Origin of the sequence: Azoarcus sp. DD4, assembly GCF_006496635.1 — a bacterium.
Classification (GTDB): Bacteria; Pseudomonadota; Gammaproteobacteria; order Burkholderiales; family Rhodocyclaceae; genus Azoarcus.
Map to the genome: position 1 here is coordinate 2,977,715 of NZ_CP022958.1, position 19,522 is coordinate 2,997,236.

The 19,522-nt window shown below is 64.8% G+C and carries 15 protein-coding genes; 9 read left to right on the forward strand and 6 right to left on the reverse strand.

All coding sequences use genetic code 11. The features are described from left to right. Positions 1-60 precede the first annotated feature (60 nt). Complete coding sequence (gene purL / locus CJ010_RS13760) at positions 61-4,002, reverse strand: phosphoribosylformylglycinamidine synthase (RefSeq protein ID WP_141018561.1); 3,942 nt, start codon at positions 4,000-4,002, stop codon at positions 61-63. A 228-nt stretch (positions 4,003-4,230) separates the two neighbouring features. Between purL and CJ010_RS13765 the strand changes: the two genes are divergently transcribed. Genes CJ010_RS13765 through CJ010_RS13785 form a run of 5 tightly spaced genes read left to right on the forward strand, consistent with a single transcriptional unit; the run spans position 4,231 to position 9,315 of the window. Further along, positions 4,231-5,043 carry a phosphatase PAP2 family protein gene (locus tag CJ010_RS13765; protein WP_141018562.1) on the forward strand — a complete coding sequence of 271 codons (813 nt, stop codon included), beginning with the start codon at positions 4,231-4,233 and terminating at the stop codon, positions 5,041-5,043. Continuing rightward, a complete protein-coding gene (locus CJ010_RS13770; protein WP_240794363.1) occupies positions 5,040-5,960 on the forward strand; it encodes a lysylphosphatidylglycerol synthase domain-containing protein in 921 nt (306 codons plus the stop codon). Before CJ010_RS13765 ends, CJ010_RS13770 begins: the two co-directional genes overlap by 4 nt. A 16-nt stretch (positions 5,961-5,976) precedes the next feature. After that, a complete protein-coding gene (locus tag CJ010_RS13775; protein ID WP_141018564.1) occupies positions 5,977-7,023 on the forward strand; it encodes a glycosyltransferase family 2 protein in 1,047 nt (348 codons plus the stop codon). 8 nt (positions 7,024-7,031) lie between these two features. Further along, entirely contained in the window at positions 7,032-8,567 is a 1,536-nt protein-coding gene (locus CJ010_RS13780; RefSeq protein WP_240794364.1) for a glycosyltransferase family 39 protein, read from the forward strand. Between the two features lie 13 nt (positions 8,568-8,580). Then, positions 8,581-9,315 (forward strand): phosphatase PAP2 family protein, encoded by a 735-nt coding sequence (locus tag CJ010_RS13785; protein ID WP_240794365.1) that lies wholly within the window; start codon positions 8,581-8,583, stop codon positions 9,313-9,315. Between the two features lie 84 nt (positions 9,316-9,399). Here the strand turns inward: CJ010_RS13785 and CJ010_RS13790 are convergent, their stop codons facing one another. The 4 genes from CJ010_RS13790 to ppsA form a co-directional block, all read right to left on the reverse strand. Continuing rightward, entirely contained in the window at positions 9,400-9,822 is a 423-nt protein-coding gene (locus CJ010_RS13790; RefSeq protein WP_141018566.1) for a polymer-forming cytoskeletal protein, read from the reverse strand. Positions 9,823-9,880: 58 nt separating this feature from the next. After that, the gene (locus CJ010_RS13795) at positions 9,881-10,243 is read right to left on the reverse strand and encodes a hypothetical protein (RefSeq protein ID WP_141018567.1); all 363 of its coding nucleotides are present in this window, start codon (positions 10,241-10,243) and stop codon (positions 9,881-9,883) included. A 1-nt stretch (position 10,244) separates the two neighbouring features. Next, positions 10,245-11,183, reverse strand: coding sequence for a M23 family metallopeptidase (locus tag CJ010_RS13800; RefSeq protein ID WP_141018568.1), 939 nt, complete (start codon positions 11,181-11,183; stop codon positions 10,245-10,247). Positions 11,184-11,412: 229 nt separating this feature from the next. Beyond that, the gene (gene ppsA / locus CJ010_RS13805) at positions 11,413-13,779 is read right to left on the reverse strand and encodes a phosphoenolpyruvate synthase (RefSeq protein WP_141018569.1); all 2,367 of its coding nucleotides are present in this window, start codon (positions 13,777-13,779) and stop codon (positions 11,413-11,415) included. A gap of 161 nt (positions 13,780-13,940) precedes the next feature. Here ppsA and CJ010_RS13810 point away from each other — a divergent pair, with 161 nt between their 5' ends. The 4 genes from CJ010_RS13810 (at position 13,941) to CJ010_RS13825 (ending at position 18,253) form a co-directional block, all read left to right on the forward strand. After that, a complete protein-coding gene (locus CJ010_RS13810) occupies positions 13,941-14,774 on the forward strand; it encodes a pyruvate, water dikinase regulatory protein (RefSeq protein WP_141018570.1) in 834 nt (277 codons plus the stop codon). A 78-nt stretch (positions 14,775-14,852) separates the two neighbouring features. After that, on the forward strand, positions 14,853-16,022 hold the full coding sequence (locus tag CJ010_RS13815; RefSeq protein WP_141018571.1) for a DUF2863 family protein: 1,170 nt from the start codon (positions 14,853-14,855) through the stop codon (positions 16,020-16,022). Positions 16,023-16,061: 39 nt separating this feature from the next. Next, complete coding sequence (gene msrB / locus CJ010_RS13820) at positions 16,062-16,490, forward strand: peptide-methionine (R)-S-oxide reductase MsrB (protein WP_141018572.1); 429 nt, start codon at positions 16,062-16,064, stop codon at positions 16,488-16,490. A gap of 107 nt (positions 16,491-16,597) precedes the next feature. Beyond that, positions 16,598-18,253 carry a methyl-accepting chemotaxis protein gene (locus tag CJ010_RS13825; RefSeq protein ID WP_240794366.1) on the forward strand — a complete coding sequence of 552 codons (1,656 nt, stop codon included), beginning with the start codon at positions 16,598-16,600 and terminating at the stop codon, positions 18,251-18,253. A gap of 67 nt (positions 18,254-18,320) precedes the next feature. Here CJ010_RS13825 and CJ010_RS13830 read toward each other — a convergent pair whose 3' ends face one another. Then, complete coding sequence (locus CJ010_RS13830; protein ID WP_141018573.1) at positions 18,321-19,502, reverse strand: acetyl-CoA C-acyltransferase family protein; 1,182 nt, start codon at positions 19,500-19,502, stop codon at positions 18,321-18,323. Positions 19,503-19,522: the final 20 nt, after the last annotated feature.

Consider the following 19,522-nt stretch of genomic DNA (forward strand, 5'->3'; position numbering starts at 1 on the left):
CAGCTCAAGGCGCGATTCTAACGGTTGCCAGGATCGCCGCCTTGATCGACATCATTTTCCTCAGCCCAGCCACTTGCGCGCGTTGCGGAACATACGCAGCCAGGGCGAGGCATCCGGGCTGGTCTCGACCAGCCACTGTGGCGCCCACGACATCTGCAGCGTGCGGGCGGTGCGCTCCGGGTGCGGCATCATGATGGTGAAGCGGCCGTCTGCGGTGGTGAAGCCGGTGACGCCGTCCGGCGAACCGTTGGGGTTCTTCGGGTAGGCGACGGCCGGTGCGCCGTGGTTGTCGATGTAGCGCAGCGCGACCAGCGCCTGCTGGCGGTCGGCCTCGGCCGCGAACACGGCCCTGCCCTCGCCGTGGCTGACGACGATGGGCATGCGGCTGCCGGCCATGCCCTGCAACAGGATGGACGGGCTCTCCGAAACTTCCACCATCACGAAGCGGGCTTCGAACTGCTCGCTGCGGTTGCGGTGGAAGGTGGGCCAGGCTTCGGCGCCCGGGATGATGGGCGCGAGGTGGGCCATCATCTGGCAACCGTTGCAGACGCCGAGCGCGAAGGTGTCGCTGCGGCCGAAGAAGGCTTCGAACTGCGCGCGCAGCGCCGGATTGAACAGGATGGACTTTGCCCAGCCCTGGCCGGCGCCGAGCACGTCGCCGTAGGAGAAACCGCCGCAGGCGGCGAGCCCGTGGAAATCGACCAGCTGGCGGCGGCCGCTCTGCAGGTCGGACATGTGCACGTCCACCGGCTCGAAGCCGGCGCGCTCGAACGCCGCCGCCATCTCGAACTGCGAATTGACACCCTGCTCGCGCAGCACCGCGACCTTGGGCCGGCTGCCGCTGGCGACGAAGGGCGCGGCGACGTCCTCCGTGACGTCGAAGGAGAGCTTGACCGACAAGCCGGGATCGGCCGCGTCGGCGAGGCCGTCGAATTCCTGCTGGACTGATTCGGCATCGTCGCGCAGCAGCGCGATGCGGTGACTGGTTTCCGACCAGGCCTGCAGCAGCTCGGTCCGGGTGGCGCTCAGCACCAGCTTGGCGCTGCGCCAGAAGCGGAGCTCGTCCTTGTCGTTGGGCTCGCCGATGAAGTGGTAGTTGAGCTTCTCGGCGCGCAGGATCTCGGTGATCTTCGCGCGATCGGCACGGCGGATCTGCACCACCGCACCCAGTTCTTCGGCGAACAGGCCACCGACCAGGCGGTCGTCGAAGCGGCCTTTGAGCGTGTCAGGCTTCTTTTCCAGGCCGTCGACGTCGTTCATGAAGACGTCGTAGCAGACGGTATCGAGCACCAGCGACAGGCCGCACTTGGAGGCGAAAGCCATTTCGCACACGGTGGCGAACAGGCCGCCGTCGGAGCGGTCGTGGTAGGCCAGGATCAGGCCTTCGCGGCGCAGACGCTGCACCACCTTGAAGAAGGTCGCGAGCTGGGCGGGATCGACGTCCGGCGCGTGTTCGCCGACCGAGTTGTACACCTGGGCCAGCACCGAACCGCCGATGCGGTTGCGGTCGTTACCGAGGTCGAGCAGCAGCAGCTCGGTTTCCTCGCCTTCGGGGAACTGCAGCTGCGGTGTCAGCGTGTTGCGGATGTCTTCCACCGGCGCAAAGGCGGTGGCGATCAGCGACAGCGGCGCCACCACCTGCTTGTTCTCACCCTCGTCCTGCCAGGCGGTGCGCATCGACAGCGAATCCTTGCCTACCGGGATCGACAGGCCGGCGCTGATGCAGAACTCCGACACCGCCTTGACGGTGTCGAACAGCTTGGCGTCCTCGCCACGGTGGCCGGCGGCGGCCATCCAGTTGGCGGAAAGCTTGACGTCACCGAGGTTCGGAATGTCGGCGGCGGCGATGTTGGTGATCGCCTCGCCGATTGCCATGCGACCGGAAGCCGGCGCATCGAGACAAGCCACCGTGGTGCGCTCGCCCATGGCGAAGGCTTCGCCGCGGTAGCCGTGGAAGCTCATCGCGGTGACGGCGACGTCGGCGACCGGCATCTGCCACGGGCCGACCATCTGGTCGCGGGCGGTGAGGCCACCGACCGAGCGGTCGCCGATGGTGATGAGGAAGCTCTTGCTCGCCACCGTCGGGTTGCGCAGCACGCGGAAAGCAGCGTCCTTCAGGTCCAGCCCGGCGACGTCGAAGGGCGGCAGGAAGACGGCGCGGCGCGATACGTTGCGGGTCATCTTCGGCGGCTTGCCGAGCAGCACCTGCATGTCCATGTCGACTGGCTTGTTGTCGAAATGGCGGTCGGTGACGGTGAGGTGGCCGTCATCGGTGGCAGTGCCGAGCACCGCGAACGGGCAGCGCTCACGTTCGCAGATGGCGCGGAAGACTTCGAGATCGTCCGGCGAGATCGCCAGCACGTAGCGCTCCTGCGATTCGTTGCTCCAGATTTCGCGCGGGCTCATGCCCGGCTCTTCGATGTGCACTTCGCGCAGCTCGAACTTCGCGCCCAGACCGGCGTGGTCGGCGAGCTCCGGCATCGCGTTGGAGAGGCCGCCGGCGCCGACGTCGTGGATGGCGATGATCGGGTTGGCGTCGCCGCGCTGCCAGCAGGCGTCGATGACCTCCTGGCAACGGCGCTCGATTTCCGGATTGCCGCGCTGCACCGAGGCGAAGTCGAGGTCGGCGGTGTTGGTGCCGGTGGCCATCGACGAGGCGGCACCGCCGCCCAGGCCAATCAGCATGCCCGGGCCGCCGAGCTGGATCAGCAGCGTGCCGGCGGGGAACTGCGGCTTCATCGACTGCTGCGCCTGGATGTTGCCGAGGCCGCCGGCGATCATGATGGGCTTGTGGTAGCCGCGCACCTCGCCTTCGACCGCCTGCTCGAAGGTGCGGAAATAGCCTGCGAGGTTGGGACGGCCGAATTCGTTGTTGAAAGCTGCGGCGCCGAGCGGGCCTTCGATCATGATGTCGAGCGCCGAGGCGATGCGCTCCGGCTTGCCGTAGGGCTGTTCCCAGGGCTGGACGAAGTCCGGGATGTTGAGGTTGGACACCGAGAAGCCCGCGAGGCCCGCCTTGGGACGGGAACCGCGGCCGGTGGCGCCTTCGTCGCGGATCTCGCCGCCGGCGCCGGTGGAGGCGCCCGGGAAGGGCGAGATCGCGGTCGGGTGGTTGTGGGTTTCCACCTTGGCGAGGATGTGGGTTTCCTCGTTGTGATAGCGGAAGGCGCCGTCGGCGTCCGGGTACAGGCGGTCGATGACCGCACCCTCGATCACCGAGGCGTTGTCCGAGTAGGCCACCACCGTGCCTTCGGGGTGAGCCTTGTGGGTGTCCTTGATCATGCCGAACAGGCTCTTCTCCATCGGCCGGGCGTCGATCACCCAGTCGGCGTTGAAGATCTTGTGGCGGCAGTGCTCGGAGTTGGCCTGGGCGAACATCATCAGCTCGACGTCGGTCGGGTTGCGGCCGATGCGGGTGAAGTTGTCGACCAGGTAGTCGATCTCGTCGTCAGACAGCGCGAGGCCGAGCTCGCCGTTGGCGGCTTCGAGCGCGGCGCGGCCGCCGCCGACCACATCCACTGTGGTAAGCGGCTGCGGCTCGTAGTGATGGAACAGCGCCTCGGCCTCGTCCGTCGTGGCCAGCACCGACTCTGTCATGCGGTCGTGCAGCAGCGGCAGCACCGCGGCGCGTTGCTTCTCGTCCAGCGCCTTGATATCCAGCGAATAGCAGGTGCCGCGCTCGATCCGGACGATCTTGTCGAAGCCGCACTGGCTGGCGATATCGGAGGCCTTGGACGACCAGGGTGAGATCGTTCCCAGGCGCGGCACTGCCAGCAGCGCATGGCCGGCCGGCGCTTCGGCACTGACCGGACGTGCATCGAGCAGATCGATCAGGCGATCGAGCTCATCCTGGCCGAGCGGGGCACGCAATTCCACGAAATACCAGTGTTCGGCCGCAAGCCCGCGCAGCTTCGGCAACGCAGCCCCGACGGCTCGGGAAAGACGTTCCAGACGGGAAGCGGACAAAGCGGGCGTGCCCCGCAGCTTGAGAATTTGGGTCATTTCGATGGAGTCAGGAGCGTGGAGAACGTATGCGGGCATTGCTCGGTACGCATGGCGCAACCGGCTGCTACAAAGACCGGCGATTATACCCGAGCCACTGACCGTTTCCGGCACCCAAGCCGGACGACGGCGCTGCCCGCGCCACGGGCCGACGAAGCGGAAATGCGCAAGGAGGCAGAACAGCACGCCTATCGGCTAAAATAGCGCGCTTTTTTCCCGGCTTCGCCCATGCCCCTGCCCCCGGATTCCTCCGCCAGCCGCTCCGACCACCGCCTCATCCTTCCCTGGATCGTGGTTCCGGCCCTCGTGTGTGCGCTGATGGCCGGGCTGATCGCGGCGCAAGACCTCAATACCGGCCTTTTCCTGACATGGAACGCCGCAGCCAGCCGCTGGCTGCCCCCGACGCTGTGGGCCGGTATCACCAACTTCGGCGCCACCCTGGGCGCCTTCTGCCTGATCGCGCTGGCGCTGGCGAGAAAACCACACTGGGTCGCCGCTACGCTATTGGCGGCGCCCTTTGCCGGCGTCTTTGCACAAGGCCTGAAATACACCTATGCGGAACCTCGCCCGGCCGCGGTGCTCGATCCGGACAGCTTCACCGTCGTCGGCCTGGCCCTGCGAACCGACTCCTTCCCCTCGGGGCATTCGACGACTGCCTTCGTCGTCGCCGGTGTCGTCGCGCTCTACAGTCTGCGCAGCGGTCGCAGCTGGCCGGCACTGCTCGTGCTGGCAGCAGCAGCCCTCGTCTCGTTCTCGCGCATCGCCGTCGGCGCCCATTGGCCACTGGACATCTTCACCGGTGCCGCCGGCGGCTGGCTATGCGGCGCGATCGGCACCGCGCTCGCCACGCGCTGGCGCTTCTGGGAGCGCGCCCGCGGTGTGCGGACGATGGCCATGATCCTCACCCTGATAGCCGTCGCCTTCGCCTTCGAAGACGTCGGCTATCCAGAAGGCCTGTGGGCGCAGTACCTGCTGGTCGCATGCGGCCTTCTTGGCGCGGCGCATGCCCTCCTGCGCCTCAAGGGCCGGAGCGCCCCGTGAAGCTCAAGCGTCTGCTTGCCGTTCTCCTCAGCCTTGGGCTGCTGGCCTGGCTGGCCGCCGACGGGCGCTGGCGCGAGCTGGGCGAGACCATTGGCCGCCTGGACCCTCAAGCCGTCGCGATCGCCGCGACCGGCTTCGCCGCCAGCTACCTGTTGCGCGCGCTGCGGGTGTACGACGAATTTCGCGGCAGCGCCCACGGACGCTTCGGCGCCTGCCTGCGCATCGTGCTGATCCATAACGCAATGGTGAACGTGGTGCCCTTTAGGGGCGGCGAGGCGGCCTTTCCGATGCTGCTCGGGCGCACCTTCGGCACCCCCCTGCCCCGTGCGATCGCATCGCTGTTCTGGTTTCGTCTGCAGGATGCCTTCGTCGTCGCCATCGTGGCCGCACTGATATGGCCCGGATTGCCCCTCCCGCTGCGTGCAGGCGGCATCCTCTGCCTGATCGCCGCAGCCTGGTTTCTGCCGCGCTGGGCGCGTCGTCCGCACAACTGGAACGAGCGCGGCGCCTTCACCGGCAAGCTTGCCAAGTTGCGGGACGCCTTCGCCGAATCCGCCGCACACGCACGCTACGGCTGGCTGTGGACCGTGACGAACTGGATGGTGAAGCTCGCAGCCCAGGCCTGGCTGCTCGGTGCGCTGCTCGCCGCCCCGCTTGCGGTGGGTGCCAGCGGCGCCCTCGGGGCGGAACTCGCGGCAATTCTGCCGATCCAGGGCGTAGCAGGTTTCGGCACCTACGAAGCCGGAGCCGCCGCCGCACTGCTGCCGGCCGGCATCGACATCGCCGCTGGTCTTCGCGCCGCGCTAGCACTCCATCTTTTCGTGATTGCCTGCGCGGTCACCGCCGGCGCCATCGCAAGTCTGTTCCCGAATGCGGGGCCGACCACCGACGGCCGCCACCCGAATACTTCCCTTTGAAAGAGCCTCGATCTCGATGAGCAAATCGCCCCTGCCCGCCGCCGAACCGCAAATTCCCGAAGGTTTGCCCGAGCACACGCTTTCCGTCGTGGTGCCGATGTACAACGAGGCCGAGAACGTCGAACCCCTGCTCGACCGCATTCACCTCGCCCTCGGCCCCTACCCCTGGCCGTGGGAGGTGGTGCTGGTGGACGACGGCAGCTCCGACGCCACCCCGGCGGAACTGTCACGTTGCGCCAAATTGTTCGGCCCCCATGTCCGCATCGTCGAGCTCGTGCGCAACTTCAAGCAGACCGCCGCAATGCAGGCCGGCCTGGACGCGGCCCGCGGCAGCGTGATCGTGACCATGGACGGCGATCTTCAGAACGATCCGATCGACATCCCGCGCATGGTCAACCGCCTGCTCACCGAGGACCTCGACCTGGTCGCCGGCTGGCGCAAGAACAGGCAGGATGGCCTCTTGCTGCGCAAGATCCCGTCGCGCATCGCCAATCGCCTGATCGCCCGCATGACCGGCGTTCATCTGCGCGACTACGGCTGCAGCCTCAAGGTCTTCCGCGCCAGCGCAATCAAGAGCGTCCGGCTGTACGGCGAGATGCACCGCTTCATCCCGGCCTGGCTCGCCACCGTGACCACGCCACGGCGCATCGCCCAGGAAGTGGTCACCCACCACGCCCGCGTGTTCGGCCAGTCGAAGTACGGCATCTCGCGCACCTTCCGTGTCGTCCTCGACCTCATCTTCGTCTACTTCTTCATGCGCTACCGCACCCGTCCGGGGCACTTCTTCGGTGGCATCGGCATCGGCCTCGGCACCATAGGCATGCTCATCCTCACCTACCTGGCAGGCGTCAAGCTCATCTTCGACGAATCCATCGGCACTCGGCCCTTGCTCTTCGGCGGCTTCTTCATGGTCATCGCCGGCATTCAGATGGTGACTTCCGGCGTGCTCGCCGAACTGCTCGCGCGCGTCTATTACGAATCCGGCTCCACCCGCGCCTATCTCGCCCGCCCGGCCGGCGAGCTTGCCCGTGACGACGGCTGGTACCGCGCGGGCGCAAGATGAACGGTCCGATGCAACGCAAGCAGGCGCTCGACCTTCTCGCCCTGCTGCTGCCGCTGCTGAGCTTCTTCCTCTGCCTTGGCGCCTTTCCGCTCTTCGACGTGGATGAAGGCGCCTTCTCCGAGGCGACGCGGGAGATGTTCGAGCGCGGCGATTTCCTGTCCACCTATCTCAACGGCGAGCACCGCTTCGACAAGCCGATTCTCGTCTATTGGTTGCAGGCGATCGGCTTCCTGATCTTCGGCGCCAACGAATGGGCCTTCCGTCTGCCGTCGGCCGTGGCGGCTGCAGTGTGGAGCTATGCGACCTGGCAGTTTGCCCGCGAACGCTTCGGTGCCGACACCGCGATCGCGGCCCTCACCGTCGCTGCAACCGCACTCGGCCCCTTCGCCATCGGTCGCGCGGCCACCGCCGACGCCCTCCTCAACATGCTGCTCGCGCTGGCCCTGTTCGACGCCTGGCGTCACCTGGAGAGCGGGCAGCGCGCCCCGCTGTTGCGCAGCTATGTGTGGATCGGCCTGGGCGTGCTCACCAAGGGGCCGATCGCCTTGATCGTTCCCGGCGCGGTGAGCTTCCTGTACTGCGCCAGCCGGCTGGAATGGCGCCGCTGGCTGCGCTCGGTGTTCGATCCGATAGGCTGGATCATCCTCGCCGCGCTGGTCGTGCCCTGGTACACCGCCGCCCTGGCGATCCACGGCCAGAAGTTCATCGACGGCTTCATCCTGAAGCACAACGTCGAACGCTTCACCGGCACACTGGAAGGCCACGCAGGCAGCCTGTTCTATTACATCTTCGCGGTACCGCTGCTGATGCTGCCCTGGACGTCGCCGCTGCTGGCCTCGCTGCGCCAGATCCGCAGCGACGCCGCGACCGGCGTGCGACGCTTCCTGTGGATCTGGGCGGGTTTTGTCGTCGTCTTCTTCTCGATTTCCGGGACCAAGCTACCGCACTACGTGCTGTACGGTTCGACGCCACTCTTCCTGATGCTCGCCTGCCATCGCGATCTCCTGCGGCGGAAATGGCTGCACCTCGCCCCACCCACGCTGCTGCTGGCCTGCTTCGTGGTACTGCCTTTCATCTTTCATCAGCTGTCGCTGGGCGATGCAGGCAACGCCTACTACCGTGCCCAGCTCGGCGAAGCGCTCGGCGAAGCAGGCTGGCCTTATTACGCAGTCACCATCGCTGCCCTCGCCGGATGGCTGCTGATCGCGCTGCGCACGACCCTACCGGCCTGGAAGCAGCTATCCATCGCAGCGGTCCTCCAGGTTGTCGTGCTGACGACCACCGTCGTCCCCTGGGTCGGCGCCGTGCTCCAAGGACCAATCAAGCTCGCTGCAGCCGAGGCACGCAAGTACGATGCGACGGTAGTCGTCTGGCGACTGGACGCCCCTAGCTTCAGCGTGTATCGACAGGCGGTCACGCCTTCACGCGAACCGGCAGTGGGAGAAATCGCGCTGACCCGCGTCGACCGTATCCCAGACAGCGGTTACGACGTTCTCTTCCGCAAAGGCGGCGTCGCCTTGATCCGCCGTTTGCCCCCAACCTGATGACCTGCCTCCCTTGAACACCGACAAGCCCATCGCCGATCTGCCACCTGCGACCGAACGCCCCATCAGCCGGCTGACACTCACGGTATTCGTCAGCATGGTCATCTGCGGCATCGTCTTCAGCCTGTGGCCGCAGATCGACATCGCGGTCAGCGCCAGCTTCTACAACGCGAGCCATGGTTTCATCGGCGAACAGCATCCGCTCGTGCTCGCGATCTACCGGGGGGTGCCACTGATGTCCAAGGCGACCATCCTGGGCCTGTTCATCGCGCTGTTCGCCTACAGCTTTCAGCGGGGGGCACACGGCCGGCGGCGGCGCATTCAGGTCGGTTTCCTGATCGCCGCCCTTGCACTCGGCCCCGGTCTGCTGGTCGATGTACTGCTGAAGGATTACTGGGGTCGGGCCCGCCCGGCCAAGGTCGAGGTGTTTGGAGGCGCCAGCACTTTCACGCCAGCCCTCGTCCCATCCGACCAGTGTGAAGGCAATTGCTCCTTCGTCAGTGGTCATGCCTCGGCAGGGTTCTATCTGGTAAGCCTGGGCTTTCTCGGCGGAGCGCTCGCACGTCGCCGTTGGACACTGATCGGCCTCGTCGTCGGCACGGTCTTCGGCCTGGGCCGCGTCACCCAGGGGGGGCACTTTCTGAGCGACATCGTCTTCAGCTTCTACGCGACCTGGTTCGGCGCGTGGCTAGCCTGGCGCCTGTTCGTGAAGCTGGGCTGGCTGGAGGACGACCCGCCGGGCGCCTGACATCGGCCGGACAAGGCCGCCTGTCAAACGAGGACGAGGTGCAAGCGGAACATGACGCCCCGCTAATGCGCTCCTGCGGCCTGATCAGGCCGCGACGTGTTGGGATGCGCCGATGTCGACTACCTTGGCTTCGTGGCTCGTCTCATCGAGCCTGTGCAACTGGCCTTCCATCGTCGCGCCGCACTCCATCTGCAGTTGTCGATAGCTGATGCTGCCCGACAGCCGCGCCTTGGATTGCAGCTCGAGAAAATGCTGTACGGTGAGCTCGCCGCTGATACTGCCATTCACCACCGCGTCGTAGCTCACCACCTTGCCCTTGATGCTGCCCTTCTCGCTGACGACCAGCAGCCCCCGGGCACCTTCCTTGCTGATGACGTTGCCCTCGATATGACCGTCAACGCGCAGACCACCGGAAAACACCACGTCGCCGACGATATGGACGTTGTCCGCGATCAGGCTTGAGAGTTTGGTGATCTCGATGGATTTGCCCTGCTTCTTGCGAAACATGGTGAACACTCCTTGTTCTGGATGAGCCGCAAACCGCACAGCCCGGAAGGAAGCTGGCTCAGGGCCGTGCCTGGCCTTGAGATTTGTAGAAAACAAGCTCCGCCTGCAAGGCCTTCAGCTTGTCGTTCAGTTCGCCAAGCTGCTTCTCCAGTTCCAGCCTTGTCGCCTTCTCCATCTCAAGCGCGAGCCGGTCACGGTCCACCGCGGCCCGCAAGGCGGCATTCTCGCGTTCGAGTTCGGCAGCGCGGCGGGCCGGCGAGAAATGGCTTTCGAAGTAACGCAGGCCGCCAGCGAGCAGCGCTGCGGCCAGCAGCAGGCCGACAGCCAGCAATGCGGTCCGGCGGTGACGCTGGCCGGATGCGAGCTCAAGACGGGCGCCGGTCAGCGAACGGGTTGGCGATCGCCGGAAGAAACGCATCAAGTCAGGAACTGGCGAGATACAGTTCGGGGTCGGAATAGCGGCCGTCCTTCAACACCTCAAAGTGCAGGTGGGGGCCGGTCGAGCGACCGGTGCTGCCGATCGCCGCAATGCGTTGCCCGGGCGATACGACTTCGCCGAGCTTGACCATCAGACGGGAGCAATGGGCGTAGCGCGTCACCAATCCGTTACCGTGATCGATCTCGACCGTGTAGCCGTACTCGGCACGGTAACCCGCGTAAATCACACGGCCGCCTGCGCTGGCCACGATGGGAGTGCCGGTCGGTGCCGGAAAATCCAGACCGCTGTGAAAGGCCGCAGCACGGTTGAACGGGTCGGCACGATTGCCGAAACCGGAGTTGCGCGCCACGCCCGGCACCGGCGTGCGACTCGGATAGGTCATGAACTCGAGATTGCGTTCGTCGGTTGCGCGCTCGATCGCCAGGAGCGTGGCATCCAGGCGTTGAAGATCGCGCTCGAGCGCAGTGAGCCCGGTACCGTGGTCATCCGCAACCTCCGCCTCCCCCGGATTCATCGCCAAACGCGGCGGAATCATCGGGCCGCCTGCCGGCGTGGCCGGGCGCATGCCCTCGAAGGTCTTGCGGACAGGCTCCCGCAGTGGCGTTGCCTGGCGTGCTTCGAAATCCTTCAACAAGCCTATACGCTGCGCAAGCGTCACTGCCTCGCTTTCCAGCCGGACCAGGCGGCCGGAGATTTCCCCGACGCGATCGATCAGAACCTTGCCTTCGGGCTGGTCGAACTGCACCCGGGCCACCTCGGGCACCGGCTCGGACACGCTCCGCCCCACGCCGACGCCAAGCGCAAAAGCGCCAGCCGCGACCACAAGCAGAAATACCGAGACGAAGACAATCGTCGCCCTGAGGCTGAGGGTACGTACCCTGGATTGGGTCATCGTCCCGGCGGAAAGAATGACCAGTGCCATCCTGTTCCTCCGGTTGGTTCGATTGTCGTCCTGGAACCAGGCTTGCAGACAGATCGACAGAATTCGGGAAGCCGACCAAGAACCAGCGCTGCCGGTTTCATTTGGTCAAACACAAAGCTCGGCGAGTGTAACACCATCGTGCCCACTTCGAGCAAGCTCCCCCGGGGCCCGCGCGCGCCCCAAAAAAAACGGCGGCACGCGGCCGCCGTTCTTTGCCAAGAATCGGGACTTATTTCTTGCTGTGCGAAGCGAGCTTCAGCCAGGTGTCGACCACCGTGTCGGGGTTCAGCGAAATGGTCTGGATGCCTTCATCCATCAGCCATTCGGCAAAATCCGCGTGGTCCGACGGCCCCTGGCCGCAGATGCCGACATACTTGCCCAACCTGTTCGCCGTGCTGATCGCCATCGACAGCAGTTGCTTGACAGCCGGATCGCGCTCGTCGAAAGCGTGCGCCACCAGACCCGAATCGCGGTCGAGACCGAGCGTCAGCTGCGTCAGGTCGTTGGAGCCGATGGAGAAGCCATCGAAGTGCTCCAGGAACTTGTCGGCCAGCAATGCGTTGGATGGGATCTCGCACATCATGATGAGCTTGAGATCGTTCACGCCACGCTTGAGACCATGCTCGGAAAGCAGGTCGACAACGCCAGCAGCTTCTTCGACGTTGCGCACGAACGGGATCATGATCTGCACGTTGGTCAGACCAAGCTCGTTGCGGACCTTCTTCATCGCCGCGCATTCCAGCTCGAAACAGTCGCGGAAGCTGTGAGCGATGTAGCGCGAGGCGCCACGGAAGCCGAGCATCGGGTTTTCTTCTTCCGGCTCGTAGATGTCGCCACCAAGCAGCTTGCGGTACTCGTTCGACTTGAAGTCGGACATGCGGACGATCACGGGCTTCGGGTAGAAGGCCGCGGCAATCGTCGCCACACCTTCCGCCAGCTTCTCGATGAAGAACTGCTTCGGCGTCGCGTAACCGCGCGAACGGCGCATGATCTCGTCGCGCAGGCTGGCGGGCACTTGCGAGAGTTCGAGGATCGCCTTCGGGTGGATGCCGATCATGTTGTTGATGACGAACTCGAGGCGCGCCAGACCGACGCCGCCGTTCGGAATCTGCGCGAACTCGAAGGCGAGTTCCGGATTGCCGACGTTCATCATGATCTTCACCGGGATCTCGGGCAGATTGCCCATGTCGGTGGTGATCACTTCGAATTCCAGCTTGCCGCGATACACATAGCCGGTGTCGCCTTCGGCGCAGGACACCGTGACGGAATCGCCCTCTTCCAGCACCTCGGTGGCGTTGCCGCAACCGACGATGGCCGGGATGCCGAGCTCACGCGCGATGATCGCCGCGTGGCAGGTCCGGCCACCGCGATTGGTGACGATGGCGCTGGCACGCTTCATCACCGGCTCCCAGTTCGGGTCGGTCATGTCGGTGACGAGGATGTCTCCAGCCTGGACGCGGTTCATCTCGGAAGCGTCCTTGACCACGCGCACGGTGCCGGCGCCGATCTTCTGGCCGATGGCGCGGCCGTGGGTCAGCGCCTTGCCGTACTGCTTGAGGCGGTACTTTTCCATCACCAGGCCGGAGGACTGGCTCTTAACGGTTTCCGGGCGCGCCTGCAGGATGTAGAGCTTGCCGTCCTGGCCGTCCTTGCCCCACTCGATGTCCATCGGCCGGCCGTAGTGCTTCTCGATGATCACCGCGTAGCGGGCGAGTTCGAGCACGTCCTCGTCGGTCAGCGAGAAACGGTTGCGGTCGGACTCCGGCACATCGACGGTACGCACCGACTTGCCGGCCACGGCTTTGTCTGCGAAGACCATCTTGATCAGCTTGGAGCCGAGGTTGCGACGGATCACCGCCGGCTTGCCGAGCGCCAGCGTAGGCTTGTGCACATAGAATTCGTCGGGGTTCACCGCACCCTGCACCACGGTTTCGCCCAGGCCGAAGGACGCGGTGATGAACACCACGTCGTTGAAGCCGGATTCGGTGTCGATGGTGAACATCACACCCGAGGCGCCGGTATCCGAGCGCACCATGCGCTGCACGCCGGCGGACAGCGCCACTTCGGCGTGGGAAAAGTTCTTGTGAACCCGGTAGGCGATGGCACGGTCGTTGTAGAGCGACGCGAACACTTCCTTCATCGCGTGAAGGATGTTCTCGTAACCGTGGATGTTGAGGAAGGTTTCCTGTTGACCGGCGAAGGAGGCGTCCGGAAGGTCTTCGGCGGTTGCCGACGAGCGCACAGCGAAGCTGCCCTCGCCTTCGGCCGTGATCTTGTCGTAGGCAGTCTTGATCTCGGCTTCGAGTGCGCTCGGGAACGGCGTGTCGACGATCCACTGGCGGATCTGCGCACCAGTCTTGACCAGGGCATCGACGTCGTCGACGTTGAGTGCGTCAAGCGCGGCATTGATCCGGTCGGCCAGCCCGCCGTGGGCGAGGAACTCGCGATAGGCTGCCGCGGTGGTGGCGAAGCCGCCCGGCACGCGCACACTCGAGGGCAACTGGCTGATCATTTCGCCGAGCGAGGCATTCTTGCCGCCGACCTGGTCGACGTCGGTCATGCGCAACTCGGTGAAGGGGATGACATAGCGGGTCATGGATGGCCTTCCGGAATGAACAAAGAAAAAGCAAAATGTGATTTTACCGAGAATTGGTGCTGCGCTGCACGGCAGGGTTTGCCCCAATACCCGGTCCGCTGTGTAACGGGACGCAAGCAAACGGCCCGTCCAACACCCTTCAGCCAGCCCAGCGAAACACGATGAGCACCCCGCCGATCCGCACAGTCTTCTTCATTTCCGATGGCACCGGCATTACCGCCGAAACCCTGGGCCACAGCCTGCTCGCGCAGTTCCCGGATGCCCGCATCCGCCAGGTGCGGGCTCCCTTCATCGACGATCTCGACAAGGCCATCGACTGCGCCAACCAGATCCGCGAAGCGGCGCGCAACGATGGCGTGCGCCCCATTGTCTTCAGCACCCTTGTCAGCCCGGACACGGTAGAGGCCCTGCACAAGGCGGACGCGCTCTTTCTCGACCTCTTCGACCGTTTCATCGGTCCGCTCGAAACCGAACTCGGCCAGCGCTCGACCCACACGGTCGGCCGTTTCCACGGCATCGCCGACAGCACCGACTACAAGAACCGCATCGAGGCGATCAACTTCGCCATGGCGCACGACGATGGCATCTCTTCGGATGGCGAACTCGCGGAAGCCGACGTCATACTCGTGGGCGTTTCGCGTTCGGGCAAGACACCCACCAGCCTCTACCTCGCCATGCAGTTCGGCGTGAAGGCCGCCAACTACCCGCTGATTCCCGAAGACTTCGAACGCAACAAGCTACCCGGCGAGTTGCACAACTATCGCAACAAACTTTTCGGCCTCACCATCGCACCGGAACGTCTGTCGCAGATCCGGCAGGAACGTCGCCCCAACAGCCGCTACGCCTCGCTCGACAACTGCCAGTACGAAATCGACGCTGCACAGAAGCTGATGCGGCGGGAGAACATCCGCTGGCTGGATTCGACCACCAAGTCGATCGAAGAGATCTCCGCCACCATCCTCCAGTCGGTTCGCCTCAATCGTCCGGGCTATTGAAACCGACTGCTAGAATGAAGCTGGCCTCCCGCGGTGCCCTGCATCGACGGACACCATGCATCCCAAACAGGACACACAATGAAAAGAACGCGCATCAAGCGCCGTGGCGGCCTCGGCCGCAACGCTGAAAAGCTCATCTGGCTGGCAAGCGGCCTTGCACAGTCGGGCTCCCGCGCCGAAGACCGCCACTGGGAGCTGGGGCTCGCCGCCAGTATCGACGAGCAACTCGAGCAGCACGACGAGGAAGTCCTCAATGCAGCGCTCGACCATCTTTTCAGCGCAGATGCCGCCGGCTACGACGAACTCGCCGATTTCATCGAATCGCGCGCCGAATCCGTCGCTCGCCTCTCAGCCGATCACGACATCCTGCTGATCGCCGCACCGGTCCTCGCCTGGTCGAGATACCGCATCTCCGCAACGACCATTCCGCCAGCCGCCCTCGCGAACCTTCGCGTCCACTTGCAGGCGCACGTGCTTGCCGACGGCGCCCGCCTGGCCCTTGCCGATTTCCTGTTCAGTCCGGATCAACTGCCGCAGGGCTATTGCGCCACCGCCGAATTCGCCAGCACCCTGGGCGCAGCGGCGCTGGACAACCACGACGTTCACATCGAAACCGACGGCATGCCCGAAACCGCACAATTCCTGTCGGATACGCGCTATCTGCTGGCTGCCGTCGCAGTCCCCCGCGGCCAGGCCTTGTTCCGCTGGCAGGAACGGGACAGCAGCCGCGATCAGGCACTGGCGCAGTGGCGGGCCCAGGGCGGTGCCAGTCTTGCGCCGCTGCTGCCGGGTTGTGCCATCGAAGTGGTGCTGCCCGAGGCCTATTTCGCCGCCAGCCGTGCCGCAGACAAGGCGAGCCGACCCTATGCGGTGCGGGCTTCGGTGGCCTTCCTCGGAACCTCGCTCGACGCGCCCGCCTCCAATCTGCGCGCAGTGATCGCCCCGTTCTGGGAGAACCAGCTCGAGGAATACCGGATCGGCATCACCCTGCGCGGTCGCGAAGAGGTGGTACACGGCGTCGTCTGGCCGCTGCTCGGCGTCGAGGACGAGAACGGCGAGGGCGTTGCGCAGATCGAAAGCGTGTTGCGGGAGTGTGGCGTCAACGACATTCTTGTGCTCGAACACCGCTTTCCGCTCGAATACTGCGACGACTGCGGCGCCCCGCTCTACCCCTCGCCGGAAGGCGAGGTCGTCCATGCCGAAATGCCTGCAGAACAGGCCGACCAGATGCCACGCCACCTGCACTGATCGACGACAGGTCGGCGCGACCACACGGAGAAGCAGACCATGAGCCGCAAGATCGAGAAGCCCGAATCCGCATGGCGTGCCGAACTCACCCCCACGCAGTATCACGTCACGCGCGAAAAAGGCACCGAACGCGCCTTTACCGGCGAATACTGGAACACCTGGACCAAGGGCGCCTACAACTGCGTATGTTGTGGCGCCCCGCTCTTTCGCTCCGAACACAAGTTCGACGCCGGCTGCGGCTGGCCGAGTTTCTGGACTGCGGCCGAGCCTGACAAGGTCGAAACGGCAGAAGACTTCAGCCACTTCATGCATCGCACCGAAGTGCTCTGCCACGATTGCGGCGCACATCTCGGCCACGTGTTCGAAGACGGCCCCCAGCCGACCGGCTTACGCTACTGCATCAACTCAGCCTCGATAAAGCTGGCGCCAGATCCGGCCACGGCAGCGGACGACGACAAGGCCGTCTGACCCGTCCGGCAGGCGCCATCGAATATTGCGCTCAAGCCCCACGGCTCCAGTGCCGTTAGCGAAGTGGTAAGACCACCACCCGCTGACACCACAGCGGCAGGCGGCACATGTTCGACAGCAAAGGGGAGAAAGGCATGCAATGGTTCGACAACCTCGGCCTGCGAGGCAAGCTCATCGTCAATTTCCTGGTTTCGGGTGGCGTTTTCATTCTCGCCATCATTGTCTGCCTGTGGCAGATCGACAGGATTGCCGCCGATGCTGAGCGAATCTCCAAGAACTGGCTGCCCTCGCTCGTCCAGATCGAAAAGATGAGCCGTGAGCGTCTGCGCTTCCGCGTTCGCAGCCTGGAATACATGCTGCCCGGCGGCACCGACGAACGCGCCAAACTCGCCGCATCACTGGAATCGCTCAACAAGAGCGTGGTCGCCTCCATCGACGAGTACCGCCCGCTGGTAACCTCGCCGGAAGAAAGACAGCTCATCGACCAGATCGCGCAGTACGCCGCCGCCTACAAGGCCAGCGTAGACAAGGCCGTGCAATTGCAGCAAGGCGGTGACGAGGAAGGCGCCCAAGCGCTGCGACGTAGCGAGTGGGTGAAGAGCGCTGACCAACTGCGCGACGCCCTCGCCAGCCTGACCAAATTGAACGTCGATGGTGCCGCTGTGGATGCCCGGCATGTCGACGAACAGATACGTCTGGCCAGACTATACGGCTTCGGCGCATTGGTATTCGGCATTCTGATCGCGATGCTTACCAGCTGGCTGATGGCACGCCGCATGGGCCTGCAGCTCACTCAGGTCGTCGGTGCCGCGCGACGCATCGCCGGAGGTGACCTGCGCAGCCCGCTGCCGCCGCAGTCACGCGACGAAATCGGCCAACTGGTCAAGGCCATGGGAGAAATGCAAGCGGCCTTGCAGGACACCCTGCGCAAGACAAGCGACAACGCGAGTGAACTTTCCGCGGCTGCCCGTCAACTCGGCGACGGTGTCAGCCAGATGGAGCGCAGTGTCACCGTCCAGAGTTCCGCCGCCTCGGCCATTGCAGCGAACGTCGAGGAGCTCACCGTGTCGATCACGCACGTCTCGGATAGCACCGGAGACGCCAGCCGCCTCGCTCAGGACTCCGACCGGCAGGCCCGCGAGGGACGTGAAACGATCAACAGGCTGATCGAGGAGATCCACCGCGTTTCCAAGGTGGTCAGCGCGGCGTCGGAACGCATCACGGGGCTCGAGTCCGAGTCACAGAAAATCTCGAACATCGTCCAGGTGATCAAGGAAATCGCCGAGCAGACCAACCTGCTCGCACTCAATGCGGCCATCGAGGCAGCGCGGGCAGGCGAACATGGACGCGGCTTTGCCGTCGTAGCGGACGAGGTCCGCAAACTGTCCGAGCGCACTGCGCATTCCACGAGCGAGATCACCGGCATGGTGGCCTCGATCCAGGACTCGACCCGGCAGGTGGTCGCAGGCATCGACGAGGGCGTGAGCGCCGTCGGCAACAGCGTCGAGCACGCAAAACACGCTGGCGAGACCATCGCCGCTCTCCAGGACATCGCGCGCCGGGTTGCCGAGATTATCGGCGAGGTCGATACCGCGCTGCGGGAGCAATCCTCCGCCTCCGCCGAAGTCGCCAAACGAATCGAGGAGATCGCGACGCACGCGGAGGAAACCAGCGCCGCCACGGCGCAAGCCGCACGCTCGGCCGACACCCTCAACGGCGTCGCCGCCAACATGCTGGACACCGTCAAACGCTTCCAGCTCTGACGGCGGCGTCAACAAAAAAAGCCGGCGGAACTCCGCCGGCTTTTTCACACCTGATTATCGGCGCGACTCAGATACGTTCCCAGATCGTAGTGATGCCCTGGCCACCGCCGATACACATGGTGGCCATGCCGTAACGGCCACCGGTACGGTGCAGTTCGTGCAACAGCTTGGTGATGATCACCCCACCGGTTGCGCCGACCGGATGGCCGAGCGCAATCGCGCCACCGTTCGGGTTGGTCTTGGCCGGATCCAGCTCCAGACCCTTGGCCACGGTCAGCGACTGGGCAGCAAAGGCTTCGTTGGATTCGATCAGATCAATCTTGTCGAGCGTCAGACCGGAGCGCTGCAGGGCCAACTTGGACGACGGGATCGGACCTTCACCCATCAGTTCGTTCGGCACACCGGCAATCGCGTAGCCAACCAGGCGCGCCATCGGCTTGTGACCGGCGGCGGCAGCCTTGGCCGCATCGGCCAGAACCAGGAAGGCGGCGGCATCGTTGATACCGGACGCATTGCCGGCGGTAACCGAACCGTCCTTCTTGAAGGCCGGCTTCATCTTGGCCAGCGCTTCCATGGTGGTTGCGCGCGGATGCTCGTCGGTGTCGAACACGACGGTTCCCTTGCGGGTCTCGAAGGAGATCGGGACGATCTGGCCCTTGAACCGGCCATCGGCGATGGCTGCAGCCGCACGATTCTGCGACTCGAGCGCAAAGGCGTCCTGCTCTTCCCGGGTGATGCCCCACTTGGACGCCAGATTCTCGGCGGTAATCCCCATGTGGCCGACGCCGAACGGGTCGGTCAGCACGGCGACCATGGCGTCGATCGCCTTGGTGTCACCCATGCGGGCACCGGTACGCAGCGCCGGCAACAGGTAGGCGCCGCGCGACATGACTTCAACACCACCGCCGATCGCGTAGTCGGCGTCGCCGAGCATGATCGCCTGCGCGGAGTTGACGATGGCCTGCTGCGCAGAACCACAAAGACGATTGACCGCAAATGCAACGGAGTCCATCGACATACCACCCTGGATCGTCGCAACGCGGGCAACGTACGGGTAGCGCGACTCGGTCGGAATGCAGTTACCTACGGTGGCGAAACTCACTTCCTTCGGATCGACGCCTGCTCGGGCGATCGCTTCCTTGACCACCAGTCCGCCCAGCTCAGCCGGCTCCAAGTCCTTGAGCGAACCACCGAAACCACCAACGGCCGAACGCACTGCGCTCAGCACAACGACTTCACGACTTGCCATCTGCACTCCCTCCTAGAGAT

Bases quoted from the DNA above. Each gene is read 5' to 3' on its own strand.
- purL (WP_141018561.1), bottom strand. From the start codon at position 4,002: ATGACCCAAATTCTCAAGCTGCGGGGCACGCCCGCTTTGTCCGCTTCC.
- CJ010_RS13790 (WP_141018566.1), bottom strand. From the start codon at position 9,822: ATGTTTCGCAAGAAGCAGGGCAAATCCATCGAGATCACCAAACTCTCA.
- ppsA (WP_141018569.1), bottom strand. From the start codon at position 13,779: ATGACCCGCTATGTCATCCCCTTCACCGAGTTGCGCATGACCGACGTC.
- CJ010_RS13830 (WP_141018573.1), bottom strand. From the start codon at position 19,502: ATGGCAAGTCGTGAAGTCGTTGTGCTGAGCGCAGTGCGTTCGGCCGTT.
- CJ010_RS13765 (WP_141018562.1), top strand. From the start codon at position 4,231: ATGCCCCTGCCCCCGGATTCCTCCGCCAGCCGCTCCGACCACCGCCTC.
- CJ010_RS13825 (WP_240794366.1), top strand. From the start codon at position 16,598: ATGTTCGACAGCAAAGGGGAGAAAGGCATGCAATGGTTCGACAACCTC.
- CJ010_RS13810 (WP_141018570.1), top strand. From the start codon at position 13,941: ATGAGCACCCCGCCGATCCGCACAGTCTTCTTCATTTCCGATGGCACC.
- CJ010_RS13775 (WP_141018564.1), top strand. From the start codon at position 5,977: ATGAGCAAATCGCCCCTGCCCGCCGCCGAACCGCAAATTCCCGAAGGT.
- CJ010_RS13800 (WP_141018568.1), bottom strand. From the start codon at position 11,183: ATGGCACTGGTCATTCTTTCCGCCGGGACGATGACCCAATCCAGGGTA.
- CJ010_RS13815 (WP_141018571.1), top strand. From the start codon at position 14,853: ATGAAAAGAACGCGCATCAAGCGCCGTGGCGGCCTCGGCCGCAACGCT.
- msrB (WP_141018572.1), top strand. From the start codon at position 16,062: ATGAGCCGCAAGATCGAGAAGCCCGAATCCGCATGGCGTGCCGAACTC.
- CJ010_RS13780 (WP_240794364.1), top strand. From the start codon at position 7,032: ATGCAACGCAAGCAGGCGCTCGACCTTCTCGCCCTGCTGCTGCCGCTG.